Genomic DNA, 17,024 nt, shown 5'->3' on the forward strand with positions numbered 1-17,024 from the left:
TTCCGCTTGGCGAATCCGACGATGATACAGATCAGTGCCCTGCCCGCCTTTACCGACAACTACATCTGGTTGTTACAAGACCCCAGCACCCGGCGCTGCGCGGTGGTCGACCCGGGTGATGCCGCGCCCGTACAGGCCTGGCTCACGGCAAATCCGGGCTGGGTTCTGAGCGATATTCTGATCACTCACCATCACCATGACCACGTCGGCGGCGTCGAACAGTTGAAGAAAGCGACGGACGCGAACGTCTACGGTCCTGCCAGCGAGAGCATCCCGGGGCGAGACATCGCGCTCAAGGATAACGATCGCATCCATGTGCTGGGCCATGACTTCGAGATCATCGCCGTGCCCGGTCATACCCTGGGACATATTGCCTATTATCGCCCCGGCCTGCTGTTCTGTGGCGATACCCTGTTCGCGGCCGGTTGCGGGCGCCTGTTCGAAGGCACGCCCCAACAAATGTACAGCTCGCTGTCGCGCCTTGCCGCGCTTCCCGAAGATACGCAGGTGTACTGCACCCATGAGTACACCCTGAGCAACCTGCGCTTCGCCGCCGCCGTGGAACCGGGCAACCCGGACACCCTCGAACGCCTGGCCACCGTCACCCGGCAACGGGAAGCCGGAATCATCACGCTGCCGTCCACGGTGGGCCTGGAAAAACGCACAAATCCGTTTTTGCGTGCGACTGAAACATCCGTTAAAGAAAAAGCGGACGAACGGACCGGCACCGATAACTCTGCGCCCGATATGGTTTTTGCGACGCTGAGAGCGTGGAAAGACAAGTTCTAAACAGCTTGCACGATGGTACGAAAACCATGAATGGTTGACCGTTAGGGGTGCGCTTTCTAGAATCGCCCGACATTTTTGCCCGGAACTTACTTCCAGCCAATGTCGTCCTCTATTCGTAAAGCCATCAATTCGGATGCTTTGACCCGCCTGGCGCAAGCCATAGCGGTGGCTGTGTCCGCGACATTGGCGGGCTGTTCCAGCCATGCGCCGCAGACCGATGCGGCGCACACTCCGAATATTGCCGCGCGCGCCAAGCAGAAGCCGGTCTGGCTCAGCGAAAAGCCGAGCCCGCAGATTCCGCAGGATGTCTGGGAGCGCATGCGCCAGGGCTTCCAGCTGCAGGACGGTCTGGGTGTCAACCCGCGCATCGAGCAACAGCGCCTGTGGTTCGCCAGCAATCCGTCCTTCCTCGAAAACGCCGGCGAACGCGGCAGCCTCTACATTCATTACATCGTCGAACGCCTTGAAGAACGTAATATGCCGCTGGAGCTGGCGCTGCTGCCGGTGATTGAAAGCGCCTACAACCCGATGGCCTATTCCCGGGCCGATGCGGTTGGCTTGTGGCAGTTCATCCCGTCCACCGGGCGTTACTTCAACCTGCGTCAGACCCGTTTCTATGATGGCCGTCGCGACATCACCGCTTCGACCACTGCCGCAATGGACTACCTGACCCGCCTGCACGACATGTTCAACGGCGACTGGCTGTTGGCCCTGGCGGCTTACAACGCAGGTGAAGGTACGGTCAGCCGGGCCATTGAGCGTAATGAAAGGCTGGGCTTGCCGACCGATTACTGGAACCTGCCCCTGCCAGCCGAAACCCAGGCCTATGTGCCGAAGTTGCTGGCGCTCTCGCAAGTGGTACTGGCGCCGGAAGCCTATGGCGTCAACCTCAACCCGATCGCCAACGAACCGTATTTCAAGGTCGTCGAAATCAACCAGCGCATGGACCTGTCCAAGGTGGCTGCGGTGGCCAACATCGACGAGGATGAACTGTTCCAGCTCAACCCGGCCTTCAAGCAGCGCACCACCATCGACGGTCCCCAGCATTTATTGGTGCCAACGTCCAAGGCGCAGCTGCTGACCACCAGCCTGCAAACCATGCGTCCGGAAGAGCTGATCAGCAAGAAGTCGCTCAAGCCGGTCTTCGACGGCGCCGACGACACCCGGGTGGCGAGTGTCAAACGCAACTATCGGGTCAAGCGCGGCGACAGCCTGGGGTCCATCGCCAAGGCCAACAACGTCGACGTCAAGGACTTGCAACGCTGGAACAAGCTGAGTGGCAAGAACCTCAAGCCAGGCCAGACCCTGGTCATGCAGGACACCAGCAAACATAGCGCAGGGCGCATCAATACCGTGGTCGCGGCCAACGCCAAAACCAAGGGCGAGTCGAAAAAGCCGCAATCCCAATACAAGGTTCAGCAAGGTGACTCGTTGTACATCGTAGCCAAGCGTTTCAACGTTGAAATGCAGCACCTCAAGCGCTGGAACCCGCGGGTTGGCCAGGCGCTGAAACCTGGGCAGATGCTGACGGTATCGAATCCGCACTAAAAAGAGCCCCTGATTTTCAGGGGCTTTTTTTATCCGGGAGACTTGCCTGCTCCTTGTAGGAGCTGGCTTGCCAGCGAAGCACTCACGAGCGACGCGGTTAACCCATCAACACGCGTATTCGTTAACGACCATCGCTGGCAAGCCAGCTCCTACAAATTCCCCGTCTTTTTCCTGTCCATACAAGCTGTTACTGTACGGGCCACAAAGCCCAAGCCGCCCGGATCGGATTCATTACTTGAAGCGTGCCCTCCTCTCGCTCCTGATCAGCCTGGCCTTGAGCTCCACCGCAAGTGCGACGATCAGCGAAAGCCATGGTTATGCGCAGTTCGGCACGCTCAAGTACCCGGCCAGATTTACCCACTTCGACTGGGTCAACCCGCAAGCGCCCAAGGGCGGTACGTTGCGGGTGATGGCGTTTGGCACGTTCGATACGCTCAATCCCTACACCTTCAAGGGCACCAGCCCGGTTACCACGCCGAACTTCCTCCAATACGGTATCAACGAGCTCAATGAGCCGCTGATGGTCGGCACCGGTCAGTACGCGCCGTCCGGGGATGAGCCGACCTCCAGTTATGGCTTGATCGCCCAATCGGTGGAATACAGCGAGGACCGTAGCTGGGTGGTGTTCAACCTGCGTCCCGAAGCACGCTTCCACGATGGCACCCCGATCACCGCCTACGACGTGGCGTTCTCCTATCGCTTGCTGCTCAAGGAAGGCCATCCGCAGTACCGCACCAACTTGCAGGAGGTGCTGCGGGTCGACATCCTCAATCCGCAGCGCATTCGTTTCGTGTTCAAGCGTGCCGGCAATCCATTGCTGATCCTGCGCCTGGGCGAGTTGCCGGTGCTGCCGCAGCATTACTGGAAAGGTCGTGATTTCAAGGCGACCACCTTCGAGCCGCCGCTGGGCAGCGGGCCGTACCGCATTACTTCGGTTACGCCAGGGCGGCAGATCGTGTTCGAACGGGTCAAGGATTACTGGGGCAAAGACCTGCCGGTCAATCGCGGCAAGTACAATTTCGACCGCATGGAAGTCGAGTTCTACCGCGACAGCGATGTGGCGTTCGAAGCCTTCAAGGCCGGCGAGTTCGACATCTATATCGAGCATCAGGCGAAGAACTGGGACAACGGCTACAACTTCCCGGCGATACGCCGTGGCGACGTGATCAAGGCGCAGATCCAGCATCAAATCCCGACCCAGACCCAGGGGCTGTTCATGAACAGCCGACGCGCCACGTTTTCCGACACCAACGTCCGTGAAGCGCTGGGATTGATGTTCGACTTCGAGTGGACCAATCGAACGCTGTTCAGCGGGGCCTACAAGCGCGCGCTGAGTTACTACCCCAACAGTGAATTCTCGGCCACCGGTTTGCCGGTCGGTCATGAATGGCTGTTGCTCAAGCCGTGGCACGAGCAGTTGCCCGCCAGATTATTCACGCAGCCGTTCAGCCTGCCACAAACCCAGGGCCGCGGCATTCCCCGGGACACCCTGCGCAAGGCCCTGGGCCTGCTGGCCGAAGCCGGCTGGAAACTCAACGGCCAGCGCCTGCAGAACGGCGCCGGGCAACCGTTGCGCGTGGAAATACTGCTGGTCAACCCGAACCTGGAACGCATCCTCCAGCCCTACGTCGAGAACCTCGCCAGCATCGGCATCGATGCCAGCCTGCGCACAGTGGATCGCGCCCAGTACAAACAGCGCCTCGACCAGTTCGATTTCGACATGATCTTGATGACGCTGAATCAAACCCTCAGCCCCGGCCTGGAACAGTGGCAGTACTTCCACTCCAGCCAGGCCGCGGTCAAAGGCAGCAAGAACTACGCCGGCATCGCCAGTCCGGTAGTCGATCAACTGCTCGACCAATTGCTGGCGGCCAAGACCCGCGATGATCAAGTCGCCGCCGGCAAGGCCCTCGACCGGGTGCTGTTATGGCAGCATTACATCATTCCCAACTGGTACCTCAATTATCACCGCCTGGCCTACCGTAACCGGTTCGCCTTCGTCACCACGCCGCCCTACACCCTGGGCCTGAGTGCATGGTGGTTGAAATCTTCGGAGAAAGATCGATGAAACCCGCAAGCGCCCTGCTCCTGCAGGTCAGCGCCCTGTTATTTGCCGGGCTGGCCTGTGCCGCCCCGCAACATGCCCTGACCCTGTACAACGAGCCGCCGAAGTACCCGGCCGACTTCAAGCACTTCGATTACGTCAACCCGGACGCGCCCAAGGGCGGCACCTTCCGCCAGGCCGGTTTCGGTGGCTTCGACAGCCTCAACCCGTTCATCAGCAAGGGCGTATCGGCCAATGATATCGAGCTGATCTACGACACCCTGGCCAGACAGAGCCTGGATGAGCCCTTCACCGAATATGGCCTGATCGCCGGCAAGATCGAAAAATCCCCGAACAATGATTGGGTACGCTTCTACCTGCGGCCCGAAGCCCGCTTCCATGACGGCCACCCGGTGCGGGCCGAAGACGTGGTGTTCAGCTTCCAGACCCTGATCAAGGATGGCGCGCCGATGTACCGCGGCTACTACAACGATGTCGAAGACGTCGTCGCCGAAGACCCGCTCACGGTGCTGTTCAAGTTCAAGCACAGCAACAATCGCGAACTGCCGCTGATCCTTGGCCAGTTGCCGGTGTTGCCCAAACACTGGTGGGCCACCCGGGATTTCAATAAAGGCAATCTGGAAGTTCCGCTGGGCAGCGGTCCGTACAAGGTCACGCAGGTGAAGGCCGGGCGCTCGGTGCGCTATGAGCGGGTCAAGGACTACTGGGGCAAGGACTTGCCGGTCAACCGTGGTTTCTACAATTTCGATGTGATGACTACCGACTACTACCGCGACAACACCGTGGCACTGGAAGGCCTCAAGGCCGGGCAGTTCGATTACTGGCTGGAGATGACGGCGAAGAACTGGGCCAACGCCTACAACATCCCGGCGGTGACCGAAGGGCGCTTGATCAAGGAACAGATTCCCAACGGCAACCCCACCGGCATGCAAGGCTTCGTGTTCAACCTGCGCCGCCCGGTGTTCCAGGACGTGCGCGTGCGCCAGGCCCTGACCCTGCTGCTGGACTTCGAATGGACCAACAAGCAGCTGTTCAACGGCGCCTACGCGCGCACCCGCAGTTACTTCGAGAATTCGGAAATGGCCGCCACCGGGCTGCCGGACGCGGATCAACTGGCGATCCTCGACCCCTTCCGCGGCAAGATTCCCGAGCAGGTGTTCAGCGAAGCGTTCCAGAACCCGGTCACCGATGGCAGCGGCATGATCCGCACCCAGCAACGCAAGGCCTATCAATTACTGCAAGAGGCTGGCTGGCGTATCGTCGATGACAAGATGGTCGACACGACCGGCAAACCGGTGAGCATCGAATTTTTGCTGGCGCAGACCGAGTTCGAACGGGTGCTGCTACCGTTCAAGCGTAACCTGAGCGACCTGGGCATTGAGCTGGTGATCCGCCGGGTCGACGTCTCGCAGTACGTCAACCGTGTGCGCTCGCGGGACTTCGACATGGTGGTCGGCAGCTTCCCGCAGTCCAACTCGCCGGGCAACGAACAGCGTGAGTTCTGGATGACCGCGGCCGCCGACAAGCCCGGCAGCCGTAATACCATGGGTCTCAAGGACCCGGTGGTCGACCAGTTGGTCGAGCAGCTGATCAATGCCGACTCGCGCAATAGTCTGGTGGCCCACGCCCGCGCACTGGACCGGGTGCTGCAATGGGGCTACTACGTGATTCCCAACTGGCACATCAAGACCTGGCGCGTGGCCTACTGGAACCACATCGGCCACCCGAAGGTCTCCCCCAAATATGACATCGGCACGGCCACCTGGTGGGTCAAACCCGATGCCAAGCCGGCCATAGAGGTCGAAACCAAATTGCAAGCCGACCCTGCGGGCACGGAGTAATCAGATGCTGGCGTATATTTTTCGGCGACTGCTGCTGATCGTTCCGACCCTGTTCGGCATCTTGCTGATCAACTTCGTGATCATCCAGGCCGCCCCGGGCGGGCCAGTGGAACAGATGATCGCCAAGCTCGAAGGCTTCGAAGGCGCCACCAGCCGCATCGCCGGCGGCGGTGCCGAAGTGTCGGTGGCCGGTTCCGCCTATCGCGGCGCCCAAGGTCTGGACCCGGCGCTGATCAAGGAAATCGAGCACATGTACGGCTTCGACAAATCGGCGCCGGAACGCTTATGGATCATGGTCAAGAACTACGCCACCCTGGATTTCGGCGACAGCTTCTTCCGCGATGCCAAGGTCATCGACCTGATCAAGGAAAAGATGCCGGTGTCGATCTCCCTCGGACTGTGGAGCACCCTGATCATGTACCTGGTGTCGATCCCGCTGGGGATCGCCAAGGCCACGCGCCACGGCAGCCACTTCGACGTCTGGACCAGTTCGGCGATCATCGTCGGCTACGCGATCCCGGCGTTTCTGTTCGCCATCCTGCTGATCGTGGTGTTTGCCGGCGGCAGCTACCTGGACTGGTTTCCGCTGCGCGGGCTGACCTCGAACAACTTCGACGAGCTGAGCATGGGTGGCAAGGTACTCGATTATTTCTGGCACCTGGCGCTGCCGGTAACCGCGCTGGTGATCGGTAACTTCGCCACCATGACTTTGCTGACCAAAAACAGCTTCCTCGATGAAATCAACAAGCAGTACGTGGTCACCGCCAAGGCCAAGGGCCTGACCAATCACCGCGTGCTGTACGGCCACGTGTTCCGCAACGCCATGCTGCTGGTGATCGCCGGCTTCCCGTCGGCCTTCATCGGGATCTTCTTCACCGGCTCGTTGCTGGTGGAAGTGATCTTCTCCCTCGACGGCCTGGGCCTGATGAGTTTCGAAGCCGCGATCAACCGCGATTACCCGGTGGTCTTCGGCACGTTGTTCATCTTCACCCTGTTGGGTTTGGTGGTGAAACTGATCGGTGACCTCACCTACACCTTTGTCGATCCGCGCATCGACTTCGAAAGCCGGGAGCATTGAGATGAACCTGTCCCCTCTCAATCGTCGCCGCTTCGAACTGTTCAAGGCCAACAAGCGTGGCTGGTGGTCGTTGTGGCTGTTCCTGGTCCTGTTCGGCGCCAGCCTTGGCGCCGAGTTGATCGCCAACGACAAACCGCTAGTGGTGCACTACGACAACGGCTGGTATTTCCCGGCACTCAAGCGCTACCCGGAAACCACCTTCGGCGGCGAGTTCCCGCTGGAGGCCAATTACAAGAGCCCTTATATCCGCGAACTGCTCAAGGCCAAGGATGCCTGGGTGCTGTGGGCGCCGATTCCGTTCAGCTATCAGAGCATCAACTACGACCTGAAAGTCCCCGCCCCCGCGCCGCCGTCGGCGGACAATCTGCTGGGCACCGATGACCAGGGGCGCGACGTACTGGCCCGGGTGATCTACGGTTTCCGCATTTCGGTGCTGTTCGCCCTGACACTGACCCTTCTCAGCTCGATCGTCGGGGTGATCGCCGGCGCGTTGCAGGGGTTCTATGGCGGCTGGGTGGATCTTGCCGGGCAGCGGTTCCTGGAGATCTGGTCCGGTTTGCCGGTGCTGTACCTGCTGATCATCCTCGCCAGCTTCGTCCAGCCGAACTTCTGGTGGCTGCTGGGGATCATGCTGCTGTTTTCCTGGATGAGCCTGGTGGACGTGGTCCGCGCCGAGTTCCTGCGCGGCCGCAATCTGGAATACGTGCGTGCGGCCCGGGCGCTGGGCATGCAGAATGGCGCGATCATGTTCCGCCATATCCTGCCCAACGCCATGGTCTCGACCATGACTTTCATGCCGTTCATCCTGACCGGCGCCATAGGCACCCTGACCGCCCTGGACTTCCTCGGCTTCGGCTTGCCGGCGGGCAGCCCGTCGCTGGGTGAACTGGTGGCCCAGGGCAAATCCAACCTGCAGGCACCGTGGCTGGGCATGAGCGCGTTTGCTGTGCTGGCGCTGATGTTGAGCCTGCTGGTGTTCATCGGCGAGTCCGCTCGCGATGCCTTCGACCCGAGGAAGTGAAATGAATCAGGAAAATCTGATCGAAGTGCGCGACCTCGCCGTCGAATTTGTTGTCGGCGAACACTGCCAGCGTGTCGTGGAGAATGTCAGCTTCGACATCAAGCGCGGTGAAACCCTGGCGTTGGTGGGCGAAAGCGGTTCCGGCAAATCGGTGACCGCTCACTCGATCCTGCGCCTGCTGCCCTACCCCCTCGCCCGACACCCTTCGGGCACCATCGAATATTCCGGGCAAAACCTGCTGAACCTGAAAGAAAAAACCATTCGCCATATCCGCGGCAACCGGATCGCGATGATCTTCCAGGAGCCGATGACCTCGCTCAACCCGCTGCATTCGATCGAGAAACAGATCAATGAAGTGCTGGGCATCCACAAGGGCCTGGTCGGCAAAGTGGCGACCAAACGCACCCTGGAACTGCTGGAAATGGTCGGCATTCCAGAGCCGGAGAAGCGCCTCAAGGCCTTGCCCCACGAATTGTCCGGCGGCCAGCGTCAGCGGGTGATGATTGCCATGGCGTTGGCCAACGAGCCGGAACTGTTGATCGCGGATGAGCCGACCACCGCGCTGGACGTGACCGTCCAGCTGAAAATCCTCGAATTGCTCAAGGAATTACAGGCTCGCCTGGGCATGGCGCTGCTACTGATCAGTCACGATTTGAACCTGGTGCGAAGAATTGCGCATCGCGTATGTGTCATGCAGCGCGGTTGCATCGTCGAACAGGCATCGTGCGAAGAGTTGTTCCGCGCGCCGCAGCATCCGTACACTCGGATCCTGCTGGCAGCGGAGCCCGGCGGCAAGCCTGCAACCAACGTGATCGGCCCGCCCTTGCTGGCAGTCGAGGACCTGAAAGTCTGGTTTCCGATCAAGAAAGGCCTGCTCAAGCGCACGGTGGATCACGTCAAGGCGGTGGACGGCATCAATTTCAGCCTGCCCCAGGGCCAGACCCTGGGCATTGTTGGCGAAAGCGGTTCCGGCAAGTCGACGCTGGGTCTGGCAATCTTGCGCCTGATCGGTAGCAAAGGTGCGATCCGTTTTGAAGGCAAACAGCTAGACTGCCTGACGCAGCAACAGGTCAGACCGCTGCGGCGGGAGATGCAGGTGGTGTTTCAGGACCCGTTTGGCAGCCTGAGCCCACGGATGTGCGTGAGCCAGATCGTTGGCGAAGGCCTGCGGATTCACAAGATCGGCACCGAAGCGGAACAGGAACAAGCGATTATTGCGGCACTCAAGGAGGTAGGCCTGGACCCGGACACCCGGCACCGCTACCCCCACGAATTTTCCGGTGGGCAACGGCAGAGAATCGCCATTGCCCGGGCATTAGTGCTAAAACCGGCGTTGATTCTGCTGGACGAGCCGACATCGGCCCTCGACCGGACCGTACAACGCCAAGTGGTGGAGCTGCTGCGCTCACTGCAAACCAAGTACAACCTGACGTATCTGTTTATCAGCCATGACCTGGCTGTCGTCAAAGCGCTGAGCCACCAGCTGATGGTGGTCAAGCATGGTCAAGTGGTCGAACAGGGGGACGCGCAAAGCATTTTTGCCGCCCCTCAACATCCGTATACACAGCAGTTGCTGGAAGCCGCTTTCCTGGCTCCGGACACTGCGCAATAACCTGAAAGAGAGGAGCAACACATGGGTTTTCTCGCCGGTAAGCGCGTACTGATCGTCGGTGTCGCCAGCAAGCTGTCCATCGCATCCGGCATCGCTGCCGCCATGCATCGCGAGGGCGCTGAGCTTGCCTTCACTTATCAGAACGACAAACTCAAGGGTCGTGTCGAAGAGTTCGCACAAGGCTGGGGTTCGAGCCCTGAGCTGTGCTTCCCGTGCGACGTGGCCAGCGATGCGGAAATCGCCAAGGTCTTCGAAGAATTGAGCAAGAAGTGGGACGGCCTGGACTGCATCGTGCACTCCGTCGGCTTCGCCCCGGGCGACCAACTGGACGGCGACTTCACCGAAGCCACCACCCGTGAAGGTTTCCGCATCGCTCACGACATCAGCGCCTACAGCTTCGTGGCCCTGGCCAAGGCCGGTCGCGAAATGATGAAAGGCCGCAACGGCAGCCTGCTGACCCTGTCGTACCTGGGCGCCGAGCGCACCATGCCGAACTACAACGTGATGGGCATGGCCAAGGCTTCCCTGGAAGCAGGCGTACGCTACCTGGCCGGCTCCCTGGGCCCGGACGGCACTCGCGTCAACTGCGTATCGGCTGGCCCGATCCGCACCCTCGCCGCTTCCGGCATCAAGAACTTCCGCAAGATGCTGGCGGCCAACGAAGCGCAAACCCCGCTGCGTCGCAACGTCACCATCGAAGAAGTCGGCAACGCCGGCGCCTTCCTGTGCTCGGACCTGGCGTCGGGTATCAGCGGTGAAATCATGTACGTGGACGGTGGCTTCAACACCACGGCCATGGGCAACCTCGAAGAGTGATCTTCGGTTAGCCACTAAAAAACCCGCCTTTTTGGCGGGTTTTTTGTGCCTGGGATTCCAGTGCGGGCGCAATCCATTGCAGGAGCCGGTATTTCAGGGTTAAAAAGTTCAGGGCGTGGAATGCCGTTTTCGCTGGCAAGCCAGCGCCTACACTCATTCTCCATGACCGAGGCTCACCTGATGCAACTCTCTCCTTTTCACTTGGCCATTCCGGTGTATGACCTGCCCGCCGCGCGGCACTTTTATGGCAGCGTGTTTGGTTTGGAAGAAGGCCGCTCCAGCGACCACTGGGTCGATTTCAACTTTTTCGGCCATCAACTGGTGATTCACCTGGCGCCGAAAAACGCCTCGCAAGAGGCTGCTCATACCAATGCGGTGGACGGCCATGACGTACCGGTACCGCATTTCGGCGTGGTGCTGGGGATGGCGGAATGGGAGGCACTGGCGCAGCGGCTGAAGTCGCTGGAGACGCGGTTCGTGATCGAACCGGGGATTCGCTTTCAGGGACAGGTTGGCGAACAGGCGACGATGTTTCTGTTCGATCCGTGTGGGAATGCACTGGAGTTCAAAGCATTCAAGGATATCGGGCAGTTGTTTGCCAAATAGGTGGTGATTGTGAGGGCCCCATCGCGGGCAAGCCCGCTCCCACAGTAGCCTCGGTGACCACAAATTTTGTGTACACCCATTGACCCTGTGGGAGCGGGCTTGCCCGCGATGAGGCCCTTTCATACAACATCAATCTACCGGCCCAGCGCCTTTTCAGCCTCAACCAGCAGTTCTTCAACCGAGTCATGGGCCGTAGGGTCATACTCGATCTGCCCAATGCTGAAACCAATGCCATACCCGCGATGGGCCATGGTATTGCGCTCATCCAGCATTTCCTCCAGCCGGGCCTTGATGGCCGTGACATCAACGCCGCAAGAGCCGGTGAGCAAGGCGACGAAGGTAGCGCCTTCCAGGCGGCCAATCACGTCACTTTCCCGAAATCCGATGCTCAGCACATCGGCGAAGGTCTTCAGCGCGTGATCGCCCTCGGTGCGGCCAAACAGATAGTTGATACGCTTGAAGTCATCCAGGTTGAAAAACAGCAGCGTCGCCGGCCGCCCCAGTTGCCCGCAGGCCTCCAGTCCCAGTTGGGCCAGCGCCAGGAAACCGTGCCGATTGGGCAGCAGCGTCAGTTCATCCATACTCGCCATCTGCACCCCGATCAGCTCTTGCTCGGCCTTGCGTGCAAGATCGCGCAGCAGCTCACGCTCCTGCTGTGGCGTCCCTGCACATACACCTGTTGTGTGCGGTTTGCCTGAGATCAGCATCACATACTCCCATGGAGGGTATGTTCTTTAGAGTCCTCGATATCGGTTTGACTCCGTGTTCATTGACCGATGGTCAAGTACCCAGCACCGGGCAAGGCCCTCCTGCCTCAGCCCAGAGCTTGAACTGGGTGACAAAAATGTCATGCGCCACCGGCACCGGTGTGCGATTACCGCCCGGATTCCAGCCCCAGAGCACGAGTTTGTCCTCGCTGACGTGTTTGATCAGCGCCGCGAAATCCCGGTCGCCATTGCTCGCGCGGTCCTTGATCATGCTGCACAGCTTGTCGGGCGGCAGGCCGATCCAGGCCATTTTGTGCGCCGCCGGCGGCAGGCTCCAATGGGGGGCACCGGGTGGCGCCTTGGGGCCGTAACTGGCCGGTGGATTGGCTTCGGCATGGCAAGTGGCGCAGGGCAATCCCGCCGCGCCTTTGCCGTCCAGGCCACGCACGACGTTCATCGCATGGGGCGTTCCCCCGTCAAACTGCAACGGTGAATCGCCGGGAATGTGGCAGTTCTGGCAACGGGGGCTCTGGAAGACTTTCTGTACCGTGTCGAAGGCCTCCAGTGCCTCCTTGTCATCAGCGAACAGCTCAGTTGCATAGATGAAAAGGCAAAGCAGGAGCAAGCCGCCAAGTACCCAATGATGTCGTTTCATCTCACACCCCCGACAGTTGCAGCGGCAGCTCCCGCAGGCGCTGCCCGGTCAGGGCGAACACCGCGTTGGCCACTGCCGGCGCCGTGGGTGGCACACCGGCCTCACCGATGCCGCCGGGTTTTTCGCTGCTGGGCAGGATGTGCACTTCAACCACCGGCATCTCGTTGAGCCGCAGCACCTGGTAATCGTGGTAGTTGGATTGCACCACGTGTCCGTCCTTGATCGTCAGTTTGCTGTGCAGGGTGAAGCTCAGGCCGAAGGCGATGCACGACTCCATCTGCGCCGCGATGCTCTGCGGGTTGACCGCAATCCCGCAGTCCACCGCGCACACCACCCGATGCACCCGGATCGCCAGGTTGTCCTGGGACACTTCGGCGACGTGGGCCACGTAGCTGCCGAATGACTCATGCACCGCCACGCCCAGGGCATGGCCGTCCGGCAGCGGCGCCTTCCAGTTGGCCTTCTCCACCGCCAGATTCAACACGCCAAGGTGCCGCGGATGGTCCTTGAGCAAGGTCCGCCGGTACTCCACCGGGTCCTTGCCCGCCGCCGTGGCCAGCTCATCGATCAGCGATTCCATGACAAAGGCGGTGTGGGTATGCCCCACCGAACGCAACCACAGCACCTTGATGCCGGTTTTCGGCGAATGCAGGTCAACCTGATGATTGGCCAGACCTTCGAGATACGGGCTATCGGCCACGCCCTCGACTGACGTCTTGTCGATGCCGTTCTTGACCATGGCCGCTTCGAGCGAAGTGCCGGCCATGATCGATTGCCCGACCAACACATGCTTCCACGCCATTGGCAGGCCATCAGCCCCCAGCCCCACCCGCGCCTGATGCAGGAATGCCGAGCGGTAGTAGCCGCCACGGATGTCATCCTCCCGCGCCCACACGGTTTTCACCGGTGCACCCGCCGCCTTGGCGACCTGCACCGCTTCGGCGACAAAATCCGAGGTCGGGTTGGCCCGCCGGCCGAATCCGCCGCCGAGGAACTCGGTGTGGATTTCGACCTGCTCGGGTTTGAGTCCGGTGATTTTCCCGGCGATCATCTGGTCCAGGGTCTGGAACTGCGTGCCGGTCCAGATCTCGCATTTATCCTGGGTGATTTTCACCGTGCAATTGAGCGGTTCCATCGGCGCGTGGGCCAGGTACGGCACGCTGTATTCGACGTCGAGGGTCTTGGCCGCCTTGGCCAACGCCGCCTTGGCATCGCCTGCCTGACTGGCCGGGAGGCCGGGTGTGGCGGCGAGTTTGCGAAAGTCCTCCAGCAGTTTCTGACTGTCCAGCCCAGTGTTCGGCCCCAGGTCCCATTCAACCTTCAGCGCATCGCGCCCCAGTTTTGCCGCCCAGTAGTGATCGGCGATCACTGCCACGCCGGTCGGCACCTGCACCACTTTGTGCACGCCTGGAATCGCCAGCGCCTCGGCGCCTTCAAAGGATTTGACGCTGCCGCCGAACACCGGCGAACGGGCGACCATCGCGGTCATCAGGCCATCGAACTGCACATCCATGCCGAATTTGGCGCGACCGGTGATTTTCTCCGGCGTGTCCAGGCGCTTGGTGGGTTTGCCGATGATCGTCCAGTCTTTCGCATCCTTGAGTTTGATCGATGCCGGATCCGGCACCGGCAGCTTGCCGGCGTCATCGGCCAGTTCGCCGTAGGTGGCGCGTTGGTCGCCGGCAATCACGACGCCCGATTCGGTGGTAATCGTAGAAGGCGCGACATTGAAACGCTTGGCCGCAGCCTCGATCAACATCAACCGGGCCGCCGCACCGGCCTGGCGATAGCGATCGAACTCCATCCAGGTCGAGGTCGATCCGCCAGTGATCTGCATGCCGCCGAACCCGGCCAGACCGTAGTCCTTGGCGGAGGCCGGGGAATGTTCGACGCGAATTTTCGACCAGTCGGCGTCCAGTTCTTCGGCGATCAACATGGTCAGGCCGGTCCAGATGCCCTGCCCCATTTCCGAATGGCCAAGCAACACGGTGACGCTGTTGTCATTGCCGATACGCAGGAAGGCATTGGGGGCGAACACGTTGCCCTGGTTCTCGGCGCCCATGGCAAAGCGATGGGCACCGGGGATGACGAACGCCACCACCAGCCCGCCGCCCAGCACGGCACTGCCCTTGAGAAAACCACGACGCGAGAGCGGATGGAGGCTGTTCATGACCACCTCAACTCAGCTCGGCGGCGCGCTTGACCGCGGCGCGGATTCTTGAATAGGTGCCGCAACGGCAGATATTGCCCGACAGCGCCTGATCGATATCACTGTCGGTCGGTTGCGGGATCTTCGCCAGCAACGCCGCCGCCGACATGATCTGCCCGGACTGGCAATAACCGCACTGGACCACATCAAGTTCGGCCCAGGCTTGCTGCACCGGGTGCGAACCGTCAATCGACAAGCCTTCGATGGTGAGGATTTTCTGCCCATGGGCCACGGCTGTGGCGGGTGTGATACAGGAGCGTAATGGCGCGCCGTCGATGTGCACGGTGCAGGCACCGCATTGAGCCATGCCGCAACCGAACTTGGTCCCGGTCAGGTGCGCGACATCACGCAGGACCCAGAGCAAAGGCATGTCCGCGGGGACATCCAGTTCCTGGTCCTTGCCATTGATATTGAGGGTCAACATTTGCGAAGGTCCTCAGACTCAGCGTGTTCTGAAGGGGGCGTCGCTGTAGCCGTCAACGACCTGCGCGCGCCTCGGGTTATCCCTTCAGCTAAGTCCAATTTGCCCCGCAGGCCGAACTCTATCGACCGCCGGTCACCCTCGACTTGAGCAAAATATCGGTATAACGCCACAGAAACAGCCCGAACGCGCTACACCAGAGTACCGCAGACAGCGCCAGCCCCAGTCCGGAGAACGGCACTAGCAGCACCCGCGACAGGCCCGCCATCAACATCAGCGCAAACCCCGCCACGATCGCTTTCGACGGCTGCAGCGGCCGTCCGGTGTGGCCAAGGCTGACCCGAGCGATCATCGCCAGGATCAGGCCGCCCACACCGCCCACCGCCAACGAATGGGTGGCCAGGCTCTGTTGCGCCATATAGCCTGCATGCCACAGCGCCATGGCGAAAACCGCCACCGCCAGCCAGGCGTAGGACAGATACAGCGACCACAGCAACGGCACGCTCCACAGGCCTCGATCGTGCCAGCGCCATAGGCGCAGCAGGTGCAAAACACCCATCAGCACAAACAACGTCGTCAGCCAAAGTCTGGGAACGTCCTGCAGGCCGAGGGCAAATGTCAGCGCTGCAAACAAACCACTCACCATCAGAATCCGGGTCGGCCATGGACTTCCCGCCGGCTGCACCGGCCGATTCAGGCCGCGCTGGATGAAAAACGGAATCACGCGCCCGCCAATCACACTCATCATGGCGCCCACCAACCACAAGGCCGCCAGGACACCACGCCGTTGCAGCCCAGCGTCGTCGGTCGAAAGGCCCGACACTGTCATGGCCTGGCACCCGGCCAGCAGCATGACCATCAGCAGAATCGGATAGTTGTCGCGCTTGCCGGCGGCGATCAAGTCGCGGCCCAGCACCAAGGCCAACAGTGGCAGAAAAGGCAGCTGCAAGAGAAGCAAAAACCCCGGGGAAATCGGCAGCAGCCAGGCCAGTCGCGCCAGCAACCAGACCAGCACCAGCCCGATCAATGGCCAACCCTTTAGCCCTGGACGTCCGGTCCAGTTCGGCACCGCCGTCAGCAGGAACCCGGCAATGATCGCCACGGCGAAGCCGAACGGCATTTCGTGTCGATGCCAGGCGAGCATGCCGCCCACCGCTTGCGCGCCAGGCAAACGGCCATACAACCACAGGGCCCAGATCGCCACCGCCAGCGCAGCGAACGTGGCCCCGGCCAGAAAGAACGGACGAAAACCGAGACTGAAAACAGGCACCTCGACCCATTTGCGCATCAGGCCAGCGCCCCGGCCAGCGGTTTGCTCAATCGGTGTTGGGCCAGCAAGCGCATGACATAGCCAATTTTCAGCAAGGTCGGCCCGACAATGGTCATGGCGTGCAGCGAAACCAGGGCAACGATCGACAGATGGCCGTCGTAAAGGTAAGCACCGTAGATCCCTGCCAGCAGCATCGCCAGGCCGACACCGAGCACACGGCTTGAGAGGTGTAGAACGTTCTGAGGGTTGCTGAAGAAATGGAACATTTTTCCGTACTCCTGTAGCCGTTCAGTTGTACGTTTGATGCATCAAGGGGCGTGCCAGGTATTTACCTCATACGAATCAGGCAGTTGAGATAGATCAAGTCAAAATGACTCATTACAAAA

15 protein-coding genes are annotated in these 17,024 nt (G+C 60.8%); 9 read left to right on the forward strand and 6 right to left on the reverse strand.

The window, feature by feature from the left end; translation table 11 throughout:
- Window positions 1-21 precede the first annotated feature (21 nt).
- The 9 genes from gloB (at window position 22) to LAB08_RS15980 (ending at window position 11,376) form a co-directional block, all read left to right on the forward strand.
- A complete protein-coding gene (gloB, locus tag LAB08_RS15940; protein ID WP_096511017.1) occupies window positions 22-789 on the forward strand; it encodes a hydroxyacylglutathione hydrolase in 768 nt (255 codons plus the stop codon).
- 99 nt (window positions 790-888) lie between these two features.
- Window positions 889-2,337 carry a LysM peptidoglycan-binding domain-containing protein gene (locus LAB08_RS15945; protein ID WP_096511015.1) on the forward strand — a complete coding sequence of 483 codons (1,449 nt, stop codon included), beginning with the start codon at window positions 889-891 and terminating at the stop codon, window positions 2,335-2,337.
- A 259-nt stretch (window positions 2,338-2,596) separates the two neighbouring features.
- On the forward strand, window positions 2,597-4,405 hold the full coding sequence (locus tag LAB08_RS15950) for an extracellular solute-binding protein (protein ID WP_436799363.1): 1,809 nt from the start codon (window positions 2,597-2,599) through the stop codon (window positions 4,403-4,405).
- Entirely contained in the window at window positions 4,402-6,243 is a 1,842-nt protein-coding gene (locus LAB08_RS15955) for an extracellular solute-binding protein (RefSeq protein ID WP_096511012.1), read from the forward strand. The genes LAB08_RS15950 and LAB08_RS15955 overlap by 4 nt, the downstream gene beginning before the upstream one ends.
- Window positions 6,244-6,247: 4 nt before the next feature.
- Window positions 6,248-7,321, forward strand: a complete 1,074-nt coding sequence (locus tag LAB08_RS15960; protein WP_096511011.1) for a microcin C ABC transporter permease YejB — start codon at window positions 6,248-6,250, stop codon at window positions 7,319-7,321.
- Window position 7,322: 1 nt separating this feature from the next.
- The gene (locus LAB08_RS15965) at window positions 7,323-8,342 is read left to right on the forward strand and encodes an ABC transporter permease (RefSeq protein WP_096511009.1); all 1,020 of its coding nucleotides are present in this window, start codon (window positions 7,323-7,325) and stop codon (window positions 8,340-8,342) included.
- Window position 8,343: 1 nt separating this feature from the next.
- Entirely contained in the window at window positions 8,344-9,954 is a 1,611-nt protein-coding gene (locus LAB08_RS15970) for an ABC transporter ATP-binding protein (RefSeq protein WP_096511007.1), read from the forward strand.
- Window positions 9,955-9,975: 21 nt separating this feature from the next.
- A complete protein-coding gene (gene fabI / locus LAB08_RS15975; protein WP_020799278.1) occupies window positions 9,976-10,770 on the forward strand; it encodes an enoyl-ACP reductase FabI in 795 nt (264 codons plus the stop codon).
- A gap of 180 nt (window positions 10,771-10,950) precedes the next feature.
- Window positions 10,951-11,376: a VOC family protein gene (locus LAB08_RS15980; protein ID WP_096515363.1), complete on the forward strand. Its 426-nt coding sequence runs from the start codon at window positions 10,951-10,953 to the stop codon at window positions 11,374-11,376.
- Window positions 11,377-11,510: 134 nt separating this feature from the next.
- Here the strand turns inward: LAB08_RS15980 and LAB08_RS15985 are convergent, their stop codons facing one another.
- The 6 genes from LAB08_RS15985 to LAB08_RS16010 form a co-directional block, all read right to left on the reverse strand.
- Window positions 11,511-12,083 (reverse strand): GGDEF domain-containing protein, encoded by a 573-nt coding sequence (locus LAB08_RS15985; RefSeq protein ID WP_096511005.1) that lies wholly within the window; start codon window positions 12,081-12,083, stop codon window positions 11,511-11,513.
- 73 nt (window positions 12,084-12,156) lie between these two features.
- Entirely contained in the window at window positions 12,157-12,738 is a 582-nt protein-coding gene (locus tag LAB08_RS15990) for a hypothetical protein (protein ID WP_096511003.1), read from the reverse strand.
- A 1-nt stretch (window position 12,739) separates the two neighbouring features.
- Window positions 12,740-14,908 (reverse strand): xanthine dehydrogenase family protein molybdopterin-binding subunit, encoded by a 2,169-nt coding sequence (locus LAB08_RS15995; protein WP_096511001.1) that lies wholly within the window; start codon window positions 14,906-14,908, stop codon window positions 12,740-12,742.
- 7 nt (window positions 14,909-14,915) lie between these two features.
- Window positions 14,916-15,371: a (2Fe-2S)-binding protein gene (locus tag LAB08_RS16000; protein ID WP_096510999.1), complete on the reverse strand. Its 456-nt coding sequence runs from the start codon at window positions 15,369-15,371 to the stop codon at window positions 14,916-14,918.
- 118 nt (window positions 15,372-15,489) lie between these two features.
- Window positions 15,490-16,656 (reverse strand): NnrS family protein, encoded by a 1,167-nt coding sequence (locus tag LAB08_RS16005; protein WP_096510997.1) that lies wholly within the window; start codon window positions 16,654-16,656, stop codon window positions 15,490-15,492.
- Window positions 16,656-16,904 (reverse strand): transmembrane sensor/regulator PpyR, encoded by a 249-nt coding sequence (locus tag LAB08_RS16010; protein WP_096510995.1) that lies wholly within the window; start codon window positions 16,902-16,904, stop codon window positions 16,656-16,658. Before LAB08_RS16010 ends, LAB08_RS16005 begins: the two co-directional genes overlap by 1 nt.
- Between the last annotated feature and the right edge of the window lie 120 nt (window positions 16,905-17,024).

This window comes from Pseudomonas izuensis, from assembly GCF_002356535.2.
Taxonomy (GTDB): Bacteria; Pseudomonadota; Gammaproteobacteria; order Pseudomonadales; family Pseudomonadaceae; genus Aquipseudomonas; species Aquipseudomonas izuensis.

Coding starts and splice junctions, on each gene's coding strand:
- LAB08_RS15990 (WP_096511003.1), bottom strand. CDS start 12,738: ATGAAACGACATCATTGGGTACTTGGCGGCTTGCTCCTGCTTTGCCTT.
- LAB08_RS15985 (WP_096511005.1), bottom strand. CDS start 12,083: ATGCTGATCTCAGGCAAACCGCACACAACAGGTGTATGTGCAGGGACG.
- LAB08_RS15960 (WP_096511011.1), top strand. CDS start 6,248: ATGCTGGCGTATATTTTTCGGCGACTGCTGCTGATCGTTCCGACCCTG.
- LAB08_RS15995 (WP_096511001.1), bottom strand. CDS start 14,908: ATGAACAGCCTCCATCCGCTCTCGCGTCGTGGTTTTCTCAAGGGCAGT.
- fabI (WP_020799278.1), top strand. CDS start 9,976: ATGGGTTTTCTCGCCGGTAAGCGCGTACTGATCGTCGGTGTCGCCAGC.
- LAB08_RS15970 (WP_096511007.1), top strand. CDS start 8,344: ATGAATCAGGAAAATCTGATCGAAGTGCGCGACCTCGCCGTCGAATTT.
- LAB08_RS16010 (WP_096510995.1), bottom strand. CDS start 16,904: ATGTTCCATTTCTTCAGCAACCCTCAGAACGTTCTACACCTCTCAAGC.
- LAB08_RS15945 (WP_096511015.1), top strand. CDS start 889: ATGTCGTCCTCTATTCGTAAAGCCATCAATTCGGATGCTTTGACCCGC.
- LAB08_RS15965 (WP_096511009.1), top strand. CDS start 7,323: ATGAACCTGTCCCCTCTCAATCGTCGCCGCTTCGAACTGTTCAAGGCC.
- LAB08_RS15980 (WP_096515363.1), top strand. CDS start 10,951: ATGCAACTCTCTCCTTTTCACTTGGCCATTCCGGTGTATGACCTGCCC.
- LAB08_RS15955 (WP_096511012.1), top strand. CDS start 4,402: ATGAAACCCGCAAGCGCCCTGCTCCTGCAGGTCAGCGCCCTGTTATTT.
- LAB08_RS16000 (WP_096510999.1), bottom strand. CDS start 15,371: ATGTTGACCCTCAATATCAATGGCAAGGACCAGGAACTGGATGTCCCC.
- gloB (WP_096511017.1), top strand. CDS start 22: ATGATACAGATCAGTGCCCTGCCCGCCTTTACCGACAACTACATCTGG.
- LAB08_RS16005 (WP_096510997.1), bottom strand. CDS start 16,656: ATGCGCAAATGGGTCGAGGTGCCTGTTTTCAGTCTCGGTTTTCGTCCG.